The sequence below is a fragment of the Enterococcus sp. 5B3_DIV0040 genome (assembly GCF_002140755.1).
In the GTDB taxonomy this organism is placed as follows: Bacteria; Bacillota; Bacilli; order Lactobacillales; family Enterococcaceae; genus Enterococcus_D; species Enterococcus_D casseliflavus.
On the sequence record NZ_NGLC01000002.1, the window covers coordinates 106,300 to 129,382 of the forward strand.

Here is a 23,083-nt window from a genome sequence, read left to right on the forward strand (position 1 = left end):
GTATCTGCTTGACTAGCATCGACAATCAGATCTTGGAAATCTACTGAATTCCCATCCTTGTCTAATGCGCTATCGAAATTATCTTTCGCTTCCCAGTTATCTCCCACGTAGATCGTAGAATCATGAACATTAACGGCTGTCATTTTCTCTTTGACCGTGATAGTCGCTGTACTCGTTTCACCATCATACGTATACGTGACTTTAAAGCTGCCTGCTTTACTCGTATCTGCTTTACTGGCATCGACCGTCAGATCTGAAAGTGCAACATCGTTGCCATCTTTATCTAACGCACTGTCGAAGTTATCTTCTGCTTCCCAATTATCTCCCACATAAATCGTAGAATCATGGACGTTGACGGCTGTCATTTTTTCTTTAACTGTGACAATCGCTGTACTCGTTACACCATCATACGTATAGGTAACTTTAAAGCTGCCTGCTTTACTCGTGTCGGCTTTACTAGCATCGACCGTTAAAGCTGAAAAATCAACATCGTTGCCATCTTTGTCTAACGCACTATCGAAATTATCTTCTGCTTCCCAGTTATCCCCCACGTAGATCGTGGAATCGTGGACATTGACGGCTGTCATTTTTTCTTTGACTGTAACAATCGCTGTACTCGTTACACCATCATACGTGTACTTGACTTCAAAGGTCCCTGCTTTACTTGTGTCGGCTTTACTAGCATCGACCGTCAGATCTGAAAGTGCAACGTCGTTACCATCTTTATCTAACGCACTATCGAAATTATCTTCTGCTTGCCATGAATCACCCACATAAATCGTGGAATCATGGACGTTGACGGCTGTCATTTTTTCTTTGACCGTAATGATCGCTGTACTCGTTACACCATCGTACGTATAGGTGACTTCAAAAGTACCTGCTTTATTTGTTTCTGCTTTACTAGCATCGACCGTCAGTTCTTGGAAATCTATCGGATTACCATCTTTATCCAACGCACTATCGAAGTTATCCTCTGCTTCCCAGCTATCCCCCACGTAGATCGTTGAATCATGGACGTTCACCGCAGTTTGTTTTTCTTTGACCGTAACAATCGCTGTACTGGTTACACCATCGTACGTATACGTGACGTCAAAACTGCCGGCTTTACTCGTATCTGCTTTACTGGCATCGACCGTTAGGGCTGAAAAATCAACATCGTTGCCATCTTTGTCTAATGCACTCTCAAAATTATCCTCTGCTTCCCATGGATCACCCACATAGATTGTTGAGTCAGAGACATTTATGGCGGTCAGCCGAGGCTTAACAACTATTGTTGCATCCTTGGTTAGATTATTGAGAGTATAACGAACCGTATAAGTACCCGCTGTCTGTGTGTCTACTGTACCAGAGACAATCCCGCCGTTTGCCAAAAATTCCTCATAAGTTAGCTGTTTCCCTTCTTTTGATGAAGCCTCGATAAAGTTATCGATCGGTGACCATGTGTCCTGTGTATGAATAGTACTATCTTTAATCAAAATATCGGTATAATCAATTTGCACTTTCTGATAAACATAGGTAACAGTAAATTCACCACGTTGAAATACTCCAATAGCATTAGAAGGCAACTTACTTGTGTCTAGCTCATATCCTGGAATTTGTGGAATATAGTCGCTAGTTGAAACGTTATAGGGCTGATTTCTACTATCATCAATTCGACGTGAAGGGTAGATTTCATGACCTGATTCATCTACATACTGAATAGTTAAGTGGCTGTTTGTAAAACGGATATTGTATGCAGCTGTAAATAGGTCATTCCCGTTAGCATCTTTGTAAGGAATAACCACAGTAAACCCAAAATATTCATAATCATCAGGGCTCCAACCTTGAGTGAAATTACTCCATGACATTTGTAAAGTGTTCACTCCTATTACTGGATTGCTATGTGATGAACCTGTCATGAAATATTGCTGATCCGATTTGTACTCGTAAAAATTTCCGTCATCTCCACCTAACAGAAGACGAAAATATAGTTCATCCTGTATATATTTTTCAGGAATGGGTAAATCGATTACCAAAGATTTAAACTTAAGAGGATCATATTCGACTGTTAAATCATAAGTGAACGTTTCTGAAGCTTCCATTGGAGCCATAAGCATCTTTGAGTCTTTTTTATGTATTTGATTCTGGTCAGCATTATCTTTCATACTTTCACTCGTATTGGATTCAGATGACTGGCTTTCAGATAGTTCTTTACTGTTATCCGATTGCTCCTCATTCATAGCAGCATCATCTTCTAGACTGCTTGACGTTTCATTCTCCAAAAGGTTTTCATTAGCTTCACTTTCAGAAAATACATCTTTGTTATCAGGCGACGGTTCCTGATTTTCACTTTTTTCAAAGCTGTTCAAAGGTTCCGATAAAAGATTGGCAGCTTCTTGTTCCTGAGCGGGTGCTATTCCGAGCGTATCTGTCAATGCTTGTACTGGATTCATTACAATTGACCCAAACAATAATCCAACTAAAAAAAGGTGCATATGTTTATTTTTCATTTTTTCTCCTCATTTCGATTTAACAAACGGCATCTTAGCATTAAACTACGGCATTTTAATTTATTAAAAAAAAGCACCTAACAACGGTTATTACATAAAATTATTTGCTAAATGCTATGATTTATAATGTCTATATCACAAGTGCGTAACCTACAATTCAAGGGAGGCTTACTATCTATTATTTCTTCATCTTAACCATCTCATCCTTATAATTATATAATCCAAAACTATAAACGTACTTTTTCTATTATCCTTTTTTTTTGTGCATAGGAATTTCTATTTTTTTCATGGAACTAAAATATTAGAACTGCAGACTTTGGATGCTTCTCACTAGAGAACTGACATTTTGGTATAACAGTGTACGAGAATTGTGTTTTAGAAGAAGATATATTCCATATTTTTTCATAAGCTATTGACTGTGTGGTTACCCGACACGATATACTTATCCTCAGGAGGCTACTTATGAAATTACTTACAACAAGTGAACTAGCATCATTGTTTTCTATTTCGAAACACACCATTCGACACTATATTGATATCGAATTGCTCACACCAAAGGAACGGAATGAAAACGGGTATTTTTTCTTTGATGAAGAAAATGTCTACAAACTCTATCAGATTCTCGTTTTTAAAAATATTGGTTACTCGCTTCGTTCCATCAAAACCATTTTGACCCAATCAAACATGGCACCTTTTTTTACTGAAGCCGAACAAACGATCCAAAAAAAGATCGATGAATTGCTGGCTATAAAAAATACCGTACACGCCGTTATCGAAGCCCAAAATTCCTACAAGTTAAACGAAATAAGTTTCTTCGAGAGGTCCGATCGTTATTTTCATTCTTTTCCAGAATCAGTTGTGGAAAATGGCGAGGTGGATTTGATAAAAGCCAATAATATGAATCTATCCTCTCTCGATCAAATTTTTTATGTTCATCGTGAAAATGAAGATATCCCTTGTCTTGAAAGTAAAAAGGAAGAAGGGGAATTTGCTTTTACTAAAGGGACTTATGCAAGTATGAGTTTTATCGTGGAGACGGAAGATTGTATCAAACAAAATATCGACCTTTTTTTAACGGACAAACTGCTGTCTGTCAGAGATATTTCTCAAAATCAACTCTTATTTTTTGAAAACGTCTATTGCTCATTAGCCTATAACAACACCACTATTTTTACTGTAGAAATGAAATTGTGAAAGAAGGAATCTATTATGTATTTAGTAACAACCGAGACCATTGCAGACCAAAAAATCAGTGAAGTAAAAGGAGCTATTTTTAATGAACAAGTGATTTCCGTGAACATCGTAATGGATGCCATAAGTGGGATAAAAGGGATATTTGGTGGAAAATCTACTACCTATTCTGATGAATATTCTAAAGGAAGAAAGTTAGCTCTCGTGGAATTGAAAGAACAAGCGCATCGCTTATCGGCAAACGCCATAGTCAATACGCGTATCAGCTACAATCAATTTGTAAATTCAGATATTATGTTAATTGTGGTGACAGCCAGCGGAACAGCCGTTGTTGTTGAAGACTAGAGAATTCTGTATGTTTCTATAAAAAGCGGTTCAAAATAAAGAAAGCACGGTGCGGATCACCGTGATCTGATTTATTTTCATTGCGCTTAAAAGATCATTTATTTCATTAAAAAAGCGACCGCATAAAAACGGTCACTTCTGAGGTCAAATGAAAAATTCTACTAAGCCTTTTGTTTTTTCCGATTTAAACGATGCTCATTTACTACAAAACCAACTATCCCTAGCAATATAGCTACAACAGAAACGATTAAATCATAGACAGTCAAGTCATGAAATCTAAGAACCGGCGCTACCAAAGTAACGAGGCTAAACAAAAACACCCGTTCACTTTTATGAAGATTTGGTTCATAAGTCATACTTGTCCAAGTGACACCAATAACGTTGTGACGAAGCAAAGACCCCCATAAAATGACCAGTACGAGGAAAGTGAGAATGATCATAAGTATCGCCGTTATGCCATAGTACTTCACTTGTCGTATAAGTGAGGACACTATAGCCAAAAGTAAATAAAGACCCACCAATCCTAACCGCCGCTTCTTTTTGATAGTATTCATAGTCACACCCCCTCTAGACAAGATTTAAATAAATAACCAGAAAAATGACGAAACAAGTGACGGTCAGTTCGATTATATTTTCTGTACGTCTCGTACGGTTCTTTAAAAAAATACCCGGAGCAGTCGAAGAAAATTGGGAGCGATATTTTTGGGGGATAAAAAATCCTACTAATATTCCTACTAGGACCAAGTAGAAGGGCCAGTTCGGTGAGATCCCGCGATTAAGAAAAGCCATGGCGAATGCAATCACGTAAATCACTACCTGAATAACCGTAATACTGTAAACCTTTTTTAAATCTTTCGACATCGTTGTGCCCTCCAGTAGAAGAAAAAAATCTTGATTGTAATAGAAGTGCTACGGCGTAACCGAGTTTTATAAAACTAACTGACCAGATTACAACATCCTTTTCAACCGCATAAGCTGTCAATGAAGCGAATCTGCCTCGCATTTGAAAGGCTGTTGTTGGCTGATCACCTATCCGCTATCTCTCGGTTAACTCATCCCTGAATTTCAGGAATAGCTCTTTCGCTTGTCCTGTGCTCATGTTTGTCAGATCTTTGATTTTCTTGACCATGCCAATATCATTTTCGTTTTTTGAAAGCATTTGTCGTGCCATTTCTTCTTTGATTTCTGCTTCTTCTTCCTTCGTTAAATTTCTGACTTCTTTCTTTTTACCAAATAGTCCCATCCTGCTCTCTCCTTCTTGTAAAATTTATGCGCTTTTCACACCAGCCAGACTGAGTACTCTTTTTTATCTAAAATGCTGTTTTTCTGTCCATGACTTGATTCCTATAATCTAATCTACCATTTCCGTCGAAATCGAGGAAATGGTTCGTTCTCTTTTTTATTTTTAGGGAAGATATAAAAATAAAACACGGAGCCAATGATAATCGCTGGCGGCACAGAGATACTCAATAGTTTTAAAGCGGTGGTTAACAATACACCAAATTTTTCTTGAATAGAAAGATTCATAATCGTGCTGAAGTCTTGATTGAACGAAGTTATGATCATCGTGGCAAAAAAGATCAAGCAAAAACTAATCACCCCATACTTGATACTTACTTTTAAATCATCATTGTCTTTCTTAGTTTCTTCCAAAAGTAATGTTTCTAATGAGATATCCAATTCTTCGGCTATTTTGATCATATTTTTTTTGCTAGGGTACGTAGCACCTAACTCCCATTTTGAGATCGTCTTGTCACTTACTTCTAATAATTCTGCGAGCATACTTTGCGTTAGCTTGTTTTTTTCTCTATATTCTTTCAGCTTCATTGCTAATATCGTTTCTTTCATTCCAACCACTCCTCATCCATTTCTACCCTTCATTTTGACATAAAACCTATCATTTAACAGGAATTCTTGAAAAAGAGAGTAGAATAGAGGGGATTTTATGGCTATTTCTGGCGATTTGCCTGAAACATACTACCGAATCCTTCCTTACAACAATAGTTGCTGTGCATTCTGATATCTTCTAAATACTATCAAGCCAGAAATTATAAGCATCTGTAAATAATTAAAGGAGCAGCAAAAATTTCCGAGTTTTTGCCCTCCCTCATTTCTCAAGAAAATTTGTTAATAGAAGATTTTCTATCTATCATTCTTATTAGAAGAAACCAAAGTATTTTTTCACTTCAATATACACTAAAGGAAAAATGGATAATCCGATTACCCATAGCCAGTCAACTGCACGAAGAGAGACAAAGCCAAAAATGGTTTGCGTGAATGGAATCGTTACTAACAAGATAATGATCAATGCACCTATGAAGGTTGTCATTACTAACAACGGATTGCTCAAAAAACGCAGCTTCAGGATAGATTCTTTACTTCTACAATTAAACATGTGCACAATAGTTGATAATCCCAATACAATAAATGTCATTGTCTGCGAAACCTCTATCGATTCTAGACGTCCAATTAGAATCGCGCCTAATGTGACGACTGTAAAAACAATTGAGATTTCTACAATTTTTACCAATAATCCTTGCGCAAAAATGCTTGTGTATTTAGTGATAGGGGCTTCCTTCATTGCTTTTTTGTCGACTGGTTCAATGCTAAGACTCATTCCTGGGATTCCATCTGCAACTACTTTTATGATTAACAATTGAACCGCTGTAACAGGTGCTCCCCACCCAACGAGCAAGGAAATTAAAACGATCGTCAGTGCAGAAATATTGCAACCAAGCATCGCATATAATGATTTTCTGATATTGCTGTATACCCGTCGTCCTTCTTCAACCGCCTGCACAATCGTCGCAAAATTATCGTCTACTAAAACCATATCAGAGGCTTCCTTTGCTACTTCTGTGCCACCTCCCATTGCGATCCCTACATCAGCTGCTTTTAATGCAGGTGCATCATTGACACCATCGCCAGTCATAGCGACAATCTCATCGTTTTTTTGGAATGCTTTTACGATTCGAATTTTATCTTCTGGGGAAGTACGAGCAAAGACTCGATAGTCATCAATCACACGAGCTAATTTTTCATCGCTCATTTCATGTAAATCCGCTCCGGTCATTGCTTTTTTCCCATCGGTGAGAATTCCTACATCCTCTGCGATTTTCTTTGCTGTCAGTAAGTGATCCCCTGTGATCATTACGGTTTGAATCCCTGCTTGTTTTGCAATAGAAACAGCCGTATAGCTTTCGGGTCGAGCCGGGTCGATAATCCCGACAAATCCTGCAAACTCTAGCTGACTTTCAAGAATTTCTTCAGTAAGACGTGTAGGTTTTTCATCGTATCTTTTATAAGCAACGCCCAAAACACGGTATGCTTGATTGGCCAACTCATCATGCTTGTTCACGTAGGTGGGGTTGTTCGCATCAATGAGATCCAAGCGATCAAAAGCCCCTTTTGTGACAGAAACATACTGGTTGTTTACTTTATATAAGACAGTCATTCTTTTTCGTTTTGAATCAAAGGGAACTTCATGAATCTGTTCAAAGGTTGAAGCGATTTTACCTAGTTCCTCTTTAGTGAAGATCGATGCCAGTTTTTTTCTGATCGCCAACTCTGTTGGATTACTAGTTACTGTTGTATTTTCTTCCATCGAACTAGCAAGATAGAAGAGAAATAAGAGATTTTTTTCCTTCTCTTCTGTTATTTCTAAGCAAGAAGTCAGTTTATCCTTCATCGTGGCAACTTCTTTCACGGTCATCTTATTTTCCGTAATCGTTCCAGTTTTATCTGAGCAGATGATTGAAACACCTCCAACGGTTTCCACTGTTGAAGGAGTCCTAACGATGGTTTTCTTCAGTGCCGTATTCCTCATCCCAACTGCTAGAGAGATTGTTACTACGACTGGCAAAACCTCTGGAATAGCAGCAACAGCCATGGATATTGCGGTCATGATACTGGTCTCTAAAGACAATCCTTTGCTGATTCCTATAGCAATCGCTAGAAAGCCAGAGAGAATAGCGATTAGTCCTAGAACTTTCCCAAGTTTTTGCATTTTTATTTGTAGAGGTGCTACGGTTGTTTCTTCCTTGCTTAATAAGCTCGATATTTTACCAATTTCCGTATTCATTCCTGTCTTTTCAACTCGAACGTTTGCTTTTCCTGTGACGACCAATGAGCCAGAAAAAACCAAGTCTTTTCTGTCCCCTAAAGAATCTTCACTAGAAGAAATATAGGTGGGATCTTTTTCACTTGGTTCACTTTCACCAGTTAGAAACGATTCATCAACAAAGAAATTACTACTCGTTAAAAGCGTAGCATCTGCTGGAATACGGTCCCCTAACGCCAACTGAACAATATCACCAGGAACAATGTTCAAACTTTCAATCTCTTTTAACACCCCATCTCTGAATACTTTACTTACGGGAACACTCATCTTATTTAATTCACTCATTGATTTTTCCGCATTTTTTTGCTGTCGAATCGACAAATATAGATTAAGAATGACAATTGAAAAGATGACTATCGGTTCCGTAAAATCATCCGGATGGTTTTGAAAAGCAACATAACAAGATAAGAGCGTTGCAACGATTAAAATCAAGATGGTAATATCCTTCATCGACTCTTTCAAATAGTCATAAAAGTGCTTCTCATCTTTGCTTTCTATAGAATTAAATCCATATTTTTCTAGCTTCATTTCTGCTTCTTTACTGGAAAGTCCCGACTGGTTAGGGCCCTTTCCGTATTCTTTCAATTGTTCTTTTAACATCTGCCTATACCTCCTAAAACAAAAAAGAAGTCAGACAAACTAACCATAAAAGCCTAAGGTTAGTTTTTCTGACTTCAATAAGATTTATTCCGGCGAACAAATCTAATGTCATTATTTAAATTCCACCTAATTATTGCACATCCGAGTATTTGGGTCAAGATTTTCACGATGACCGAGCAATCAAAATGAGAGAATCGTATGCAAAATCGAGAAAAAGTAGGTGCACAGCCTGATCCAAGAGACAAGAAGCTCGCCTCTACAAAATGATTTCAGGACTTTCTTTACTTAGCACATAATCATCACCTGTTACGTTAAAATATTCTTGAATCAACAGACTTAACTCTTTGATTGCTTCATTTGCACGAGCCCGTTGCGTTTCATTGATCGACTCGATGAATAAAACAGCACGGGTGGTCTCTTCTGTTAGCATCGTACGTTGGGCTTCCCGCCAATTCAAGCATCGACAAATTGCACCTTTCTCATCATAGTAAATGACTTCATTTTCTAAAGCTGGGGAATCAGTATCTGCACCTAAGGGAAAGAAAGATTCGCCACCTTTTGCAACGCCTAAATGAAGGTCGCCAACGATTGTATCGAGGTCTTCTCCGCCTAAAGGGACACCATATTTCAAGGAAATACTATTATAGATATCTACTAAGGGATTGATGGGATAAAATTCTCTCTCTTGATTCACCCGTTTCAACAGTGCTTCGATGGAAGAGCGTACCCCTTTTTTCGTTTTAAATTGCTGAAAAGCACTTCGCCATTCTTGGATCACCTGGTTTTCACTGAAGGTGTCGGTCGTTAAGTAGCGCTTTGCTTGCTCTTTACTACTTTTTAGCAAGTTAGTAAAAAACGTCTCTTGTGCGGCATCGGCAACATTGTTTATATTTTTTACAACAAGGCAGTTGATTTGGGCTTCTGGAAATAGCGCCCAAAATTCTTGATCGATCATTATTTTCTTCACTTTCTCTACACTCCTACTTAGTTTATTTGAACAAATTCATGTCCTTTATTTTTCAGGATATCTGTTTTTTCAGCAGCCATCATCGCTATATCCTTTTTAACAAAATATCATCTACCTGTGCTTCTTTTCCCATGTAGAATGAATGTTGCCCTACTTTGTGAAAGCCCATGTGCTCGTAAAAAGAACGTGCGTTGAAGTTCTTTTCCCACACACCTAACCATATGTATGATTTGTTCCATTTTTTTCCTATAGATTCAGCTAACTGGATGAGGTATTTTCCATATCCGCTTCTTTGGAATTTCGATCGAATGTAAATCCGCTCAACTTCCATAGCGTTCTCTTTCATGCTTTCTGTTTGAGCATTGCCCACGTTTAGCTTTAAATAGCCAATGGTTTCTTCCGATTTTTCTATCAAATAAAAATGGCTTTCATCCTCAGTGATCTCTTCCCTTAACTTTTCTGTTGTATAGCTTGAATTGATGTAGTCCATCAAATTTTCTTCTTTATTTTGATCTTTAAATGTATCCGTAAACGTTTCAATACTTACCTGTTTCAGAATATCAATGTCACGTTCTGTGCATTCAACCAAGTGTAAGCTTTCCATCTGCCTTCTCCCTTCAATAGTCTCTTTTGATCCCATTCTTGACGTTGACCCAATCAACTTCTACCGAAGATTTTATTTTTGCCAGCATTTCCGCAAGATTTTTTCTTTCTAAAGCAGATAACTGTTGAATCGCTACTTTATTTGAATAGTTATTTTCTCTTATGATTAATTGAACTGCCTGTTTTCCTTTGGAAGTTGTGTATAAGTGTTTGATTTTTTTATTTTCTTTATCTGACTCTTTTAGGATAAAACCATTTTCCTCTAACTTTTTTACCGCCCGTGACAAAGTTGTGCGATCAACTTTGATCCGTTCGGCTAATCGTTCAGGAATAATTCCTTCATTTTCAAATATACGAACTAAGTAAATGTATTGCCCTTTACTGAGTTGAAGCTCTTTAAATTCAATATTAGCAATTGATTCCAACATTCTACTGATCGAACCTATCTCACGAAGTATATCCTCCACGAACTATCCCCTCCCTATCTAGCACTATAATAGCCCATTATTGTTGCATATGCAACAATAATGGGCTTGATTTACTTTTTTACTCACTCTTAGAAAATGGGTGCATGGCATAAGCTTGTTGTTTCTGTTCTCAAAAAAAGCAGGAGAATACCGAGAAAAACTTCTCTGTACTCTCCTTTTACAATCATTCCAAGTAGAAATACTATCCGAATTTCTCCTAATTTCAAAACCAAATTCATAAAGACTGATTGCTTAGACCAACAGAGAAAGAAAGGAAGGTTTCCTAGCCTGCGAAATTCGTCTTAACCCCCTATGCCAAATCACTCCCATTTGACGCAATCACCTTTTTATACCAATCAAAGGATTTCTTTTTCTTCCGATCGTAGGTGCCATTTCCTTCATCATCAGCATCAACATAGATAAAGCCATAGCGTTTACTCATTTGCGAAGTCGAGGCACTGACGATATCAATGCAGCCCCATGAGGTATAACCCATCAGTTCAACGCCTTCTTTTAGAGCTAAATTGATTTGTTCAAAGTGGGCTTTGAAATAATCAATGCGATATTGATCATTGATTTCTCCCTTTTCATCGATTTCATCTGCTGCGCCCACGCCGTTTTCTACAATAAACAAAGGGATCCGATAGCGATCATAGAGAGAAAGCAATGAGATTCGGAGTCCGACTGGGTCAATTTGCCAGCCCCATTCTGTCATCGGTAAGTAGGGATTTTTCACCCCTGTCGCAATGTTGCCACTGACTTTTTCTCGCTGTTCGGCATCTTTTGAAACTACTAGGGACATGTAATAACTGAAGGAAAGAAAATCTACTGTGTATTCCTTGATTGTTGCCAAATCCCAGTTTTCCATCGCCACTTCAATGCCTTTTTCCTGCCATTCTCGCAAAAGCCATTTCGGATATTCTCCCCAGACTTGTACATCAGAATACAGATGATTTTCTCGGTTGGCTTTTTCTGCTAAAGCGATATTCTCGGGATGACAATCTTCTGGATAGGTCATGAGCTTGGTAACCATCGCCCCGATTTTTGCTTGTGGGTTTGATAAACGCCCATACTTAGTTGCCAACGAACTTGCCACAAATTGATGATGCAAGGCTTGGTAGATGGCGGCTTCTGCGGCTTGTTTTGTTTCATAACGCTCTTCGACTACGCCCACGGTCGTAAACGGATGACGAAAAACACTATCGATCTCATTGAATGTCAACCAATAGGTCACTAGATCTTTGTATTCGGCAAAAACGACCTTGCAAAATTTGACAAAGAAATCAACGACTTCTCGAGAGACCCACCCTTGATAATCGGTGACTAGATGCAGCGGCATTTCATAGTGAGAAAGCGTCACTAATGGTTCAATACCATTCTCTTTCAGCTCAGTTAAAAGGTCTCGATAGTATGCTAATCCTACTTGATTTGGTTTTGCTTCGTCGCCCCGAGGAAAAATCCGCGTCCATGCGATCGACACTCGCAGTACCTTAAAGCCCATTTCTTTAAACAGTGCGATATCTTCTTTATATCGGTGATAAAAATCAATGCCCCGACGTTTTGCATAATTACCGGTTCCTTTTTCGGCAATCGCTTCAGCAATGGCTTGTTCATCGACATGCCACTGCTTCTTATAGTCTTCTACAGAAACGTCAGGCTTGTATAGTGCTACATCTGCAACTGACATGCCTTTGCCGTCAACATCCCATGCCCCTTCTGCTTGATTGGCTGCGATCGCACCGCCCCATAGAAATCCTTCTGGAAAATAACTTTTTGTCATGAAACTCCTCCTTCGTTCTATTCCCTTGTATTCTTAAACAGACTCATCTTGAGAATCCTCTTACTATTCAGCTAACTCACTTTGGCGATTGCTCAAGAAAATAAATGGTAAATAAATGAACACCCCGACTACAATAATCAGCAATTGTAAAATGACTCCATTGATTCCCCATCCAAGAAAGGCACCGACAATGATCGGTAAGCCGAAAGGTACATCCACAATGTTCGAGCCAATTAGTCCAAACTGATTGGCAGCTAATAACATCGCCGCCGGGAGTCCACTTCCTAGAACAAAGGGAATCGCAAAAATCGGGTTCAATACTAGCGGCAAACCGAACACAACGGGTTCACTGATACCAAATAAAGAAGGAACTAAGCCAATTTTGGCGACGGCTCGCAGGTCATCTTTTTTCGAAAACATCAGTAATCCGATATTGAGAGAAAGAATCAATCCCGCACCGCCGGCTACTAAGAATGTTACCCAAGAGCCCATCGTGATGACTTGATCTGGCGTTTGTCCTGATTCAAAGGCAGCAATATTGGCGGCTAGTGCTGCAATCAAAATTGGGTTTCGAATCGGAGAAATAACGAGTCCGCCATGGATTCCGACTAACCAAAAAACTTGGGAAATAATCACTAAACCAATAATCCCAGCTGGATGCTGCAAAATCCCTTCCAACGGGGCTTGCAAGAAGCGGTACAATGCTTCGTTGATATAGAGACCTGACGCCAATTCAAACAATCTTCCAGCAATAGCGATGACAAACAGCGTGATGAAAATTGGTATCAGCACACTAAAAGACTTACTGATGGCGCTAGGAACACTCGGTGGCATTTTGATTTGCAGACGCTCGATCTTATTCAGCTTGCAAAAGAATTCTACGGTAACCATCGTCAAAATCATACCAATGAACAGTCCGCCAGCATTCAAAGTATCTACTGGCAGACCTGCAGCCATTCCTGCCACTCCATCAACGACCGTTTCAAGCCCTTGGGGTACGACTGAAACATAGGCACTCAAGGAGACCACCGCACACATGATACCGTTCTCATTGTTTCGCTCACCTAAAATCCACCCCAAAATGACGATCACGGCTAATGTCATGGTATTCATCGTCGCAAAGTTGATGGCGGTAAAGGCTGGTTCCATAACGGCTAAAAAGCTTAGGGCAGAAAACTGTGCCAGCCCTGTGGTTTCGCTCGTTAACAATGAATTACCCAATGTTGCAAAAGAGCCTACGATAATGAAGGGCATCAAAACTGTAAAGGTATTTTTTACGACACCTAAATATTTGTTATCATCTACTTTTTCTGCAATGATACTGACCCCGTCAGCGAATTTGTCGAAAGCACTCATCCTTGTCCTCCGTTTACCAACTCTTCCGCATGCTTCAAGACAGCTGCTCCATTGCCCCGACCGTAGTCGACTGCTTTGATGACTGCTACTGGCACTGTATCATTGACGATCTTTTTCACTTTACGCATCGTATGTTGTACTTGTGGTCCTAAAAGCAAGACATCGAAGTTACCTAATTCTCGTTCAATCAAACTTTGATCAATCGCCCAAATTTTGTAGTCTTTTCCTTGTTCTTTTGCGGCTTCCTCCATTTTGGCAACTAAAATACTAGTGGACATTCCCGCTGCACAAGCTAACATAATTCTCATGATGAAACTCCTCCTTGCAATTCAGAAATTTTTTGGTATAAGTAAAGCCATTCTGCTGCTTGTTCTGTGGCAGTCATTGCCATTGCTAAATGATCTTGAGCATGTATCAATATAATAGATAATTCCGTTTTTTCTCCTCTAGCTTCCGCTTGCACCAAATCGGTTTGACATTGATGGGCTTGCTGAAGCTCATTTTTGGCTTCTTCTAATAAACGTTGTGCTTCTTCAAAGGTTCCTTCGCGTGCTGCCTCAATCGCCATCATGGCAGCTGATTTTGCATTTCCCGCGTGTAGAATCAGGGTAAAACTCACTTCGTAGTTATCCATATTCTCTCCTTTAGCTGTTTTGACTTTTTTGTGAGAAGATTGTTCACACTTACGAATAGAAATCAAAAATTTCCTTTTTTATCTAGAATAAAAGGCTGACCCATGAACGCTTATTTTGACCATTATTGGCAATGGTATTTCTTTTTCTCCATTCAACGTCGTTCTTCGCCTAAAGAATCAACTATGACTGCCTATTTTTCTGCCAACTTCTGGTCGTTGTCCTCGTATTAGCTAGATACTTAGACTTAGGGAGCGGAAATGGTACTGCGCAGGTACCATTTTGTGGAACCGATAGTTTTTAGGAATACGCTCCCTTGCGCTCGCCTAGTACTGTTCATCATCTACTCTGTCTCACTCCGTGAGTCAATCGTAGTGATTCACAGCAAAAAGGCATTGGACGGATTTGTCCAATGCCTGTGAGATAGCTAAATAAGCGTTAGGCTTCTTGTGTTTTTATCGAAAAAAATGCATACTCCTACTAGAAATGAAGGCGTTTTTTCGGTACAATAAACACGTTGATGCCTACGGGTATCAACTATGGCAACTTGATTGGTCATCCGTGTAAAGATTGTGACTGATCAGGGCTTCGTATTGGTGCTACCAACACCGATACGAAGTGCCTATTTTTTTGATTTCTATTCGCCTTCTAGTTTATAGAAAGCGGTTTACTTTTGCAAGGGGAACTAAATTATAAATGAATGAATACGCATGAATATCATAATTTTGTATATTAAATCAATAAAATAATCGATAAGATTTATACTTTTTCTTCTTTTGTCATTTTTATGATATAGACGTGCCTCAGGGAGATGAAACTAAGACTCAAGTTGTCTTCTTCAATTTTTGAAAAAACATATTTGAATAGTTTATGTTATGTAAACTAAAAAAAGGAATTACAATCATTTAGCACACATTAGATATGCATGTCTAAACTGTCGTAAAGTCCCTTTTTTAGTTGTGAATTTAGTTAGAAACTAAACTCGATATTGTTACTGACACTATTTTTATGATAGAGTCTGAAATACTTCCCCAAGTAGTCATTCTAGAATCTCTTCAAACATTCATGCACGTTACCTAACACATTATGCTATAAAATGCATTTATGCAAGTGATTCATATAGAAAACAATACGAATTTATCGTGACTTAGGTATTAAAAATCTATAGATTCAGTTCAAATCCTTAGCAATTCTTTATAATTTATGACTGTTTTTTCTGAGGTATCAGTCACTGCTGCAGTCGATATTGGGGATGTTCTTCATTTCCTCTTTTTTTAACACATACGTTCTCACCTCTATCGATTTTGAGAAGGTCTTAGACTACCTTTTGTCAACTTAATTCATTGGTTATAAATAATTTAATGTTTAACAGGTCGTTCTAATAAAACGTTTTATTTTAATTGTATACATCATTTTTATTATTGAAAAACGTATTAATTTTGCTTCAAACACTATTTTCATGACACTTAGTATTTACCTAAAGAAGCAATATCCGTTTTTATCTCACTGTGTAAATTGATTCATCCTCATGATATTGAAATCTCTTTCGTTAATTTAAATTTAGCGTTATACTATAAAAAAAGGAGATTAAACTATGACGAAAATATGTTTTATGCTAACTTCCAATTCTGGTATAGGAACGACTACAATATTTGCTACCCACGCTAAACGTAATATAGATGATTTATTAGCTTATTTTTCTAATTATTATAATGTAACAGCAAATTACCCAGAAGATAAAGATACTGTCGATATACTTGTTATCCCAGATTCCTTTGGCGCATTCATTAATGAACGTAATCTACCTGTTATTAAGGTACCTACAATTTTATTTTTAGAGAGAAACTTTGAGAAAATCAAGGTTTATATTGATAATTATTTTTTGGAAATTTCAAAAAACAAAATTCAGATAGACAAAATATAATTCATTATTTAACAGTAACTCTATTTCATGTCTCAGCATTTTCCATTGTTCACTCAGTTTCTTCATGCGCATGAAAGGTATTTCAAGTACCTGATGGATTAAGAATACCGAGAAAATGGATGGTTAAATTTCGGAACAATGGTGGTACTTAGACCTTTTTTAAGAAAGAAAAGCGATCTTTTTTGCCCTCCACGACTTAGGAGGGCAAAAAATAAGACGTGCAAGGCACGTCTGTAGCGTCAATGTTTGATATCTTACCGAAATCTTGCTATAATTACTATGTAAAGAGGAGTTGCGTCAACAACTCCCCTACAGCACCGTTTAAAACGGTGGCCAGTTTTAATTAATTGTTAAAAAATAATCGTCGCCTGGCCAAAGAGGACGGTTATTTTTTTGCACTCTTTTTTCGTTTCTTCTTGCTTTTACGCTTAGAAGAACGAGTGTTTATAATCGTATCTGCTAGTTTCACACATGCTTCGATTAAACCAATAAAGGCTAATAAAACAGGCGCTATTGCTAACAAAATGCCGATTATATCTACACCTTGCAAAAGACTGCTCCTTTCTTCAGATTTCGATAGTACATTCATAATGCACCACCTCACTTTCAAAAAAAGCGCCACCGTCACAAACTTTACTGTCCTACTATTATACCAAAAATCCACGCTAAAAACCGATATTTATCAAGGTTTTTAGCGTTTTTCATGCGATAAAAAGGGCTAAAATAAATGAAGATTTTTCTCGTTTCATCGTTTAAAGGAACCATTCACTCGTTTTATCTACTTTGAAAGATTTTTCTTACCTCAAGAACACATGCCGACACCATTTTTCTCTGACCTTACCGCCAGAAATCCCCATTCCTCACCCTTCCTCCTCCCAAGACAGCTCATCCAAGATCCTAATCAACTTTTGGACCTCTTGATTCAACAACGCACTCTTTAGATAGGCATATTGAATATAAAAAATTTCCTTATCTTCAGGGACTAGCGGTATTTTCATTAAGCCTTCCATTTCTTGAAACACGGGAAATTCCGTCATCAAGGTAATGCCGATATTGGAACTGACCAGCTGACCAATCGTCTGGACGTCTGAAAAATAAAAGGGGACTTCTGGCTTCTTCTTTGATTTCTCACTTAAATTCTGAAAGGCGCGCATATGGGTATAGCCTTTCTCCAGTAAGATAAAGGGATATTCGGCAGCTTCTTCAAACGAGATTTCCTTTTTTCCTGCCAATGGGTTTTCTTTTGACACAAAGATAAAAAACTCTTGCTGATGCAGCAACTTCACCTGTAGATTCGGGTGGACGAGGGGATTGACGCTGCCCAGCAAGCTAAAATCGATTTTTCCTGATAATAGTTTTGAAAGCAATTCATTGGATCCCCCAGATACTAAGTGAAACTTCGAAATAAAGCGGATGATCTCTTTTTCATCTAAGAGTTTCGAAAAGACTTTGGAACGAATGATTGGCGGCAAACCGATGTGGGTCCGATTGTTTTTAGCATGGTCGATGGCTCGGTCCAAGGTCACAAATTCATCTAAGATATACTGTGCATGAGCCTTCAAAATTTCCCCCTCCGTGGTCAATGAAATGGAGCGATGAGAGGCTTCTCGAGCGATCAAATCACAGCCATAATGCTCTTCCAAGCGTTTGACAGCGTAGCTGACGGTTGGTTGACTGACCGCAAATTTATGCGCCACTTGCGTAAAAGAAAGCATATCTGCCAAAGCGTTAAAGTATTCTAAATCTCGTATATTCATCGTCTGATTCCTCCCTTAACCGGTTTAAACTAGCAGCGGTTTTGTTATAAATAATTTTTATTATACCACCGATAGTTGACTATAATTCTGTCCGAGGATTAAAGTAGCTAATGGAAATGAACGAGTACTCAAAATATATCCATTGGAGGAACATAATGAAAGCACATGACATTTTAAATAACCCATTTTTAAACAAAGGAACCGCGTTTACGCAAGAAGAACGAAAAGAACTAGGGTTGATCGGTTTATTGCCCCCTCACGTACAAACGATCGAAGAACAAGCAGAACAAGCCTATTTACAATATGTCACCAAAGAATCCGACATTGAAAAACGTCACTTTTTAATGGAGATCTTTAATACCAATCGGACATTGTTCTACTATTTGTTCAACCAACATATCGTTGAATTCAATCCGATCGTCTATGATCCAACGATTGCTGACACCATTGAAAATTACAGCCGCCTATTTGTGGATCCTCAATATGCAGCGTACTTAGATATCAATCATCCAGAGAATATCGAAGAAACGTTGAAAAATGCCGCTGGCGATCGGGACATTCGCTTGATCGTAGCCACTGACGCTGAAGGGATTCTTGGGATTGGTGACTGGGGTGTCCAAGGTGTCGATATTTCTGTCGGTAAATTGATGATTTATACAGCTGCTGCTGGGATCGACCCTGCTTCTGTTTTACCAATCGTGATCGATGCCGGTACCAACCGTAAAGAATTGTTAGAGGATCATTTGTATCTAGGCAATCGTCAAGAACGTGTCTACGGTGATGCCTACTACCAATTCATCGATCAATTTGTTCAAACGGCAGAATCATTGTTCCCTAAACTTTACTTGCATTGGGAAGACTTTGGCCGTTCAAATGCTGCAACGATTTTGGACAAATACAAACAAACAATTCCAACTTTTAACGATGACATCCAAGGAACGGGAATCGTTGTGCTGGGCGGTATCTTCGGTGCACTGGATATTACAGGTGAAAAATTAACGGATCAAGTCTACTTATGTTATGGCGGTGGTTCCGCTGGTGCCGGGATTGCCAGCCGTGTCCATGCGGAAATGGTCAGCGAAGGTCTTTCAGAAGAAGAAGCCTACAATCATTTCTTTATGGTTGACAAACAAGGGCTTTTGTTCGATGATATGTCCGATTTGACTCCTGCACAAAAACCATTTGCCAAAAAACGAGCTGACTTTGCCAATGCTGGCGATATGACGCAATTGATCAATGTCATTAAAGTCGCAAAACCAACGATTTTGGTCGGTACTTCAACCAATGCGGGTGCCTTTACCAAAGAAGTTGTGGAAGCGATGTGTGAAAACACTGCTCGTCCAGTGATTTTCCCTATCTCGAATCCAACCAAAAAATTAGAAGCAACGGCTGAACAAGTAATCGAATGGTCTGATGGAAAAGCCTTTGTAGCAACCGGTGTCCCTTCAGGAACGATCCAATACAAAGGGGTCGACTACCAAATCGGTCAAGCAAACAACGCCTTGATCTATCCTGGTCTAGGATTAGGTATGTTGGCTTCAGAAGCCTCTCTCTTGACCGACGAAATGATTGGTGCCGCTGCTCACTCATTAAGTGGTTTGGTTGATTTGAGCCAACCTGGTGCACCAGTTCTTCCACCATTTGAATACGTTGCGGACGTTTCTATCAAAGTGGCTGAAGCAGTTGCCAACAAAGCCAAAGAACAAGGGTTAGCCCAAGCGCAAGAAACCGATATGGCAAAAGCTGTCCAAAATCTTAAATGGTATCCAACATACTAGGAAGGTCTGAAAAATGAATAAATTAAAAACGATGACGATTTCGGGAATTAGTCTTCCCTTGTATCTCTTTTTCATGGTTGTCATATTCAGTGCGATTGCCTTAGACAAATTACCATTAAATATGGTTGGGATCACCATTTTACTGGTTGCCTTAGGACACCTGCTGTATTTCATTGGGGAAAAACTCCCGATCATGAATTCTTATCTTGGCGGCGGGTCAGTTTTTACCCTGCTTGGTGCCACCCTTTTAGCCTCCTTCCATCTCGTACCCACGAAAGTCATTGACGCGGTCAGTGACTTCATGGGGGGCGGTTTTGGCTTTCTTGATTTCTATATTGCCGCTTTGATTTGCGGCTCGATTTTAGGTATGAACCGTAATTTGTTGGTGAAAGCTTCTACGAAATTCATTCCCGTTGCTTTGATCACTATGGTAGTAGGCTTTTTCTCCGTCGGCCTTGTCGGTATGCTGCTAGGCAATGGCTTTGCTGATTCGGTGATGTATGTCTCTCTACCAATGATGTCTGGCGGGATGGGAGCGGGAATCACCCCACTTTCACAAATTTATGCCGATGGCTTGGCAAACGGCAATCAAGCTGCCATCTTTTCTCAATTAGCGCCAGCAGTTACTTTCGGGAATATTCTTGCCATTATTGGTGCTTTATTTATCGCCAAAGCTTTTGCTAAAACCAAATACAATGGCCATGGCACCTTGATCAATGCCACGAAAGAAGAATTAGAAAAACCAAAAATTACGCTTGATGCCCAACAAATCGGGGTCGGGATGCTCTTTTCCTTCTCACTGTTGGTCGTTGGTGCGATTTTAAGTGACTTTTTCCCTAAAATTCACGAGTATGCCTTTATGATCGTGATTGTCTTTATTCTGAAAGCCTTGAACATTGTCCCTAAGAAACTCGAAGATTCTGTGGTGATGTTCAACAATGTTGTGATGACGAATTTGACCCATGCGGTCTTAGCGGGGATTGGTTTGGCATTGATTGATCTGTCAACATTGGCATCTGCCTTTACTTGGCAATTTGTCGTGCTTTGCCTAACCAGTGTCGTATCTATGGGGGCTGCCAGCTGGTTCTTCGGGATGGTATTGGGGATGTACCCCGTTGAAACCGCAATTGGCGCCGGTATGATCAACAACTCCATGGGGGGAACAGGCAATATCGCTGTATTGTCTGCCTCTGATAGAATGGAAATGATTGCTTTTGCCCAAATGGCCAACCGTTTATGTGGTGCGATCGTGCTGATTTTAGGTGGGATCTTGATCCGTTTCTTCTATTCTTGATCTAAAACAAAAAAACAGGTGCTGCTGCGCATGACGCATAGCAGCACTTTTTTGCATTCCTCAAACGAATTCGTCCAATTGGTTGCACGAATCAAACAAAGGTTCAATCATTTCCTCCTCATAAAAGAGTCAAAAAGAGCAGTGCCACCGCACTGCTCTTGCGTTACTGATTCATTCAAGGGTTACAGCTTCTGAAACAAGGTTGGTGCTTGATCAGGAGACCATGTTGTGTCCCCGTAATTTGAGTGGGTGTTGATCACGACATAGTTGCTGCCTTTATGGCTCACGATTTCACCGCTTGTATACACTTCTGGTGCAGAGAAAGTTCCTAGTTTCCACACACGGTATTCTGACTCCCCGCCTCCAGGTGTTTCCGTTTCTTCTTTGGCATTGGTTTTCACGCTCAGCTGGTTACTAAAGGCGGATTGTTCGCCCGTTTTACTGATTGCTTTGATTTGGTAATTGTAGGTTGTATCCGCTGCTAGATTCGTGTCTTCATAGGTTGTTCCTTTGGCTGTAGCGATTTTGACGCCATTGCGGTAAACGTCATATCCAGCGATCCCATTTGTATGAGTCGATGCTTGCCACATTAAGGACACGCTGCTGTCTGTCACGCTCATTTGGTGTAGGTTGCCTGGTGTCGAAGGGGTTTCGACTTGATTGTCTGCTGAGGTAGTCACTTTCACTGCAGCACTTTTTTCTGAAACTAACGCCGTAAAGCCGACTGCTTCTACTTGATAGTTATAGGTTGTGTTGGCTTTTAATTGCGTGTCGGTAAAGGTTGGCTCAGTAGTCGTTGCCACTAAGGCACCATCACGATACACGTTGTATTCTTTCGCATCGGTTTGACCGTTCCATGCTAAAGCCACCGTGCTGCTAGTCACTCGTTCTGAGCGGACATTTGCTGGTGCTGCTGGTTTTTCAGGAATGACCGTTGAACCAGAAACGTTAACGTCGATCACGTTATAAAAGGCATTTGGCGTATCGGCAACATCCCAGACCGCTAAAATGACATGGTAACCAAGACGATTTTCTGGAATGGTAATGGTATGGCTTGGACTATTGCTGGCAGCCGAACCATCGTGATTTACAGTGGCGATCAATTCCAAGCTATCTCTTGAAAGTGGCGCGTTTTGATCCCATCCTGGTTTCGTGATATAGTAATGCCATTTTGTGGTCTTATGCGGCGCTGTATAATGCCAGTTGACCCGCAATGGTCCTTGATTGATGTCTTGTTTGGTCCAACGACTGGTTCCTTGTTCATCAAGAACAAAGTCCCCGATTTGTCCGAGTCCACCATCTGCTGAAGCGATACGACCATCTACTGGTCCTGCTTCTGGAAAGCCTTTTTTGGTTTCCAATGATTGTGGGTTTGAAATGACATTGCCATATTTTTCAAACGCAGCGCTCCACCCTAACGTATTGCGATCCAAAGACCCTTGATAGCCCCGACTGACAGGTGATTCCACATAACCATGAGCAAATACTTGTTTTCCCGTGAAGAACAAGGTCCCTCCAAGTAAGATTGCCACCCCGACCGACCATTTTACCAATGCGTTTTTCATACTCTGCCTCCTAAAATTTTTTATCATCGAATAAACCAATCTTATCCGTTTATTCCTTGATTCCGATTCATTGAAAAGCAAACCCTACTGACAAAAACATTTTGTTTATATGTGAATTATAAATTATCAAATCATTATAAGATTATAATGACTAGTTTCCCGTCCTTTCAGTGAGAAATACAAAAAAACTTGAAACGATTCTCCTCCTAATCGCT

General features: G+C 39.5%; 22 protein-coding genes. 6 read left to right on the forward strand and 16 right to left on the reverse strand.

The genetic code is table 11. From position 1 onward, the window contains the following. A partial coding sequence (locus A5883_RS19535) for a bacterial Ig-like domain-containing protein (protein WP_254907864.1) occupies positions 1-1,847 on the reverse strand: 1,847 nt, incomplete at its 3' end. A gap of 1,104 nt (positions 1,848-2,951) precedes the next feature. On the opposite strand from A5883_RS19535, the gene A5883_RS12825 reads away from it, so the two are divergent. Both A5883_RS12825 and A5883_RS12830 read left to right on the forward strand, forming a co-directional pair. Then, positions 2,952-3,683, forward strand: coding sequence for a MerR family transcriptional regulator (locus A5883_RS12825; RefSeq protein ID WP_086338789.1), 732 nt, complete (start codon positions 2,952-2,954; stop codon positions 3,681-3,683). Positions 3,684-3,698: 15 nt separating this feature from the next. Further along, complete coding sequence (locus tag A5883_RS12830) at positions 3,699-4,025, forward strand: YbjQ family protein (protein WP_086338790.1); 327 nt, start codon at positions 3,699-3,701, stop codon at positions 4,023-4,025. 161 nt (positions 4,026-4,186) lie between these two features. Here the strand turns inward: A5883_RS12830 and A5883_RS12835 are convergent, their stop codons facing one another. The 12 genes from A5883_RS12835 to A5883_RS12895 all read right to left on the reverse strand — a co-directional run bounded on the left by A5883_RS12835 (position 4,187) and on the right by A5883_RS12895 (position 14,618). Continuing rightward, a complete protein-coding gene (locus A5883_RS12835) occupies positions 4,187-4,579 on the reverse strand; it encodes a hypothetical protein (RefSeq protein ID WP_086338791.1) in 393 nt (130 codons plus the stop codon). Positions 4,580-4,592: 13 nt separating this feature from the next. Beyond that, positions 4,593-4,886 (reverse strand): hypothetical protein, encoded by a 294-nt coding sequence (locus A5883_RS12840; protein WP_086338792.1) that lies wholly within the window; start codon positions 4,884-4,886, stop codon positions 4,593-4,595. A gap of 175 nt (positions 4,887-5,061) precedes the next feature. Beyond that, positions 5,062-5,268: a hypothetical protein gene (locus tag A5883_RS12850; protein WP_005230526.1), complete on the reverse strand. Its 207-nt coding sequence runs from the start codon at positions 5,266-5,268 to the stop codon at positions 5,062-5,064. Positions 5,269-5,381: 113 nt separating this feature from the next. Next, entirely contained in the window at positions 5,382-5,873 is a 492-nt protein-coding gene (locus A5883_RS12855; RefSeq protein ID WP_016608533.1) for a helix-turn-helix domain-containing protein, read from the reverse strand. Positions 5,874-6,183: 310 nt separating this feature from the next. Then, positions 6,184-8,745 carry a cation-translocating P-type ATPase gene (locus A5883_RS12860; RefSeq protein WP_086338793.1) on the reverse strand — a complete coding sequence of 854 codons (2,562 nt, stop codon included), beginning with the start codon at positions 8,743-8,745 and terminating at the stop codon, positions 6,184-6,186. Positions 8,746-9,001: 256 nt separating this feature from the next. Then, complete coding sequence (locus A5883_RS12865) at positions 9,002-9,700, reverse strand: B3/B4 domain-containing protein (protein WP_016608535.1); 699 nt, start codon at positions 9,698-9,700, stop codon at positions 9,002-9,004. A gap of 97 nt (positions 9,701-9,797) precedes the next feature. Continuing rightward, positions 9,798-10,316: a GNAT family N-acetyltransferase gene (locus A5883_RS12870; RefSeq protein WP_034858711.1), complete on the reverse strand. Its 519-nt coding sequence runs from the start codon at positions 10,314-10,316 to the stop codon at positions 9,798-9,800. Positions 10,317-10,329: 13 nt separating this feature from the next. Then, positions 10,330-10,782 (reverse strand): MarR family winged helix-turn-helix transcriptional regulator, encoded by a 453-nt coding sequence (locus A5883_RS12875; protein ID WP_016608537.1) that lies wholly within the window; start codon positions 10,780-10,782, stop codon positions 10,330-10,332. A 310-nt stretch (positions 10,783-11,092) separates the two neighbouring features. After that, positions 11,093-12,562 (reverse strand): glycoside hydrolase family 1 protein, encoded by a 1,470-nt coding sequence (locus A5883_RS12880; protein WP_086338794.1) that lies wholly within the window; start codon positions 12,560-12,562, stop codon positions 11,093-11,095. 63 nt (positions 12,563-12,625) lie between these two features. Further along, positions 12,626-13,918, reverse strand: coding sequence for a PTS sugar transporter subunit IIC (locus A5883_RS12885; protein ID WP_016608539.1), 1,293 nt, complete (start codon positions 13,916-13,918; stop codon positions 12,626-12,628). After that, positions 13,915-14,226, reverse strand: a complete 312-nt coding sequence (locus tag A5883_RS12890) for a PTS sugar transporter subunit IIB (protein WP_005233157.1) — start codon at positions 14,224-14,226, stop codon at positions 13,915-13,917. The genes A5883_RS12885 and A5883_RS12890 overlap by 4 nt, the downstream gene beginning before the upstream one ends. Next, positions 14,223-14,618 (reverse strand): PTS lactose/cellobiose transporter subunit IIA, encoded by a 396-nt coding sequence (locus A5883_RS12895; RefSeq protein WP_270288130.1) that lies wholly within the window; start codon positions 14,616-14,618, stop codon positions 14,223-14,225. The genes A5883_RS12890 and A5883_RS12895 overlap by 4 nt, the downstream gene beginning before the upstream one ends. Positions 14,619-14,654: 36 nt before the next feature. Here A5883_RS12895 and A5883_RS19540 point away from each other — a divergent pair, with 36 nt between their 5' ends. After that, on the forward strand, positions 14,655-14,783 hold the full coding sequence (locus tag A5883_RS19540; RefSeq protein ID WP_016608541.1) for a hypothetical protein: 129 nt from the start codon (positions 14,655-14,657) through the stop codon (positions 14,781-14,783). A gap of 1,361 nt (positions 14,784-16,144) precedes the next feature. Continuing rightward, positions 16,145-16,474 (forward strand): hypothetical protein, encoded by a 330-nt coding sequence (locus tag A5883_RS12900; RefSeq protein WP_010748124.1) that lies wholly within the window; start codon positions 16,145-16,147, stop codon positions 16,472-16,474. A 385-nt stretch (positions 16,475-16,859) separates the two neighbouring features. Here A5883_RS12900 and A5883_RS12905 read toward each other — a convergent pair whose 3' ends face one another. Then, on the reverse strand, positions 16,860-17,063 hold the full coding sequence (locus A5883_RS12905; RefSeq protein WP_086338795.1) for a hypothetical protein: 204 nt from the start codon (positions 17,061-17,063) through the stop codon (positions 16,860-16,862). Positions 17,064-17,334: 271 nt separating this feature from the next. Next, positions 17,335-18,231, reverse strand: coding sequence for a LysR family transcriptional regulator (locus A5883_RS12910; RefSeq protein ID WP_086338796.1), 897 nt, complete (start codon positions 18,229-18,231; stop codon positions 17,335-17,337). A gap of 116 nt (positions 18,232-18,347) precedes the next feature. Here A5883_RS12910 and A5883_RS12915 point away from each other — a divergent pair, with 116 nt between their 5' ends. Beyond that, positions 18,348-20,009 (forward strand): malolactic enzyme, encoded by a 1,662-nt coding sequence (locus A5883_RS12915; RefSeq protein WP_276525021.1) that lies wholly within the window; start codon positions 18,348-18,350, stop codon positions 20,007-20,009. A gap of 13 nt (positions 20,010-20,022) precedes the next feature. After that, a complete protein-coding gene (locus tag A5883_RS12920) occupies positions 20,023-21,303 on the forward strand; it encodes a 2-hydroxycarboxylate transporter family protein (RefSeq protein WP_005230514.1) in 1,281 nt (426 codons plus the stop codon). A 182-nt stretch (positions 21,304-21,485) separates the two neighbouring features. Here the strand turns inward: A5883_RS12920 and A5883_RS12930 are convergent, their stop codons facing one another. Next, on the reverse strand, positions 21,486-22,868 hold the full coding sequence (locus A5883_RS12930; RefSeq protein WP_034858718.1) for a lytic polysaccharide monooxygenase: 1,383 nt from the start codon (positions 22,866-22,868) through the stop codon (positions 21,486-21,488). Positions 22,869-23,083 lie beyond the last annotated feature (215 nt).